A 1,013-nucleotide genomic window follows, 5' to 3' on the forward strand; every position below is an offset into this window, starting at 1 on the left:
CCGCCGCCCAGCGCGCCGAGGTGCTCAGCCGCTTCGCCGACGAACTCGAATCCCGCGCCGAAGACACCGCCACCCGGGTGAGCAGCCAGAACGGCATGCCCATCACCCTCGCCCGGCAGTTCGAGGGCGGCTTCCCACCCGTCCTGCTGCGCTACTACGCCGAGATGGCGGCGAAGCAGGAAGACGAGATCCGGCCCGGCATGCTCGGCGGCTCCACCCTCGTCACCCGCTCCCCGATCGGCGTCGTCGGCGCCATCGTGCCGTGGAACGTGCCCCAGGCCATCACATTCCTCAAACTCGCCCCCGCCCTCGCCGCCGGATGCACCGTCGTCCTCAAACCCTCCCCCGAGACCGTCCTCGACGCGTTCCTGATGGCCGAGGCCGCCATCGCCGCCGGGCTACCGGCCGGCGTGCTCAACATCGTCCCCGGCGGACGCGACCTCGGCGCCTACCTCGTCGCCCACCCCGGCATCGACAAGGTCTCCTTCACCGGATCCACCACCGCCGGCCGCGCCATCGGGCGCACCTGCGGCGAACTGCTCCGCCCCGTCACCCTCGAACTCGGCGGCAAATCCGCCGCCGTCATCCTCGACGACGCCGACCTGGCAGCGAACATCGAATCCTTCTACGCCGCAACCCTGCTCAACAACGGACAGATCTGCTGGCTCGGCACCCGCGTCCTCGCACCCCGATCCCGCTACACCGAAATCGTCGACACCATCACCGACCTCGCCAAGGGCCTGACCGTCGGCGACCCGCTGTCCGACACCACCCAGATGGGACCACTCGTCTCGTCCCGGCAACGCGACCGCGTCGAGGGCTACATCGCAAAGGGCCGCTCCGACGGCGGCCGGGTCACCGCCGGCGGCGGCAGACCCGACAACACCGACCACGGCTGGTTCATCGAACCCACCGTCTTCGCCGACGTCGAAACCGGCCACACCATCGCCCAGGAAGAAATCTTCGGACCCGTCCTGTCCGTCATCCCCTACACCGACGAAGCCGAAGCGATC

The 1,013-nt window shown here is 69.6% G+C and carries 1 protein-coding gene; it reads left to right on the forward strand.

Translation table 11 applies throughout. The features are described 5' to 3' along the window. Positions 1-1,013 (forward strand): aldehyde dehydrogenase family protein (locus tag ACFVJ3_RS49565; protein ID WP_378459060.1); only part of this gene is annotated, 1,013 nt, incomplete at both ends.

The organism is Rhodococcus sp. NPDC127593, assembly GCF_042671975.1.
Classification (GTDB): Bacteria; Actinomycetota; Actinomycetes; order Mycobacteriales; family Mycobacteriaceae; genus Rhodococcus_F.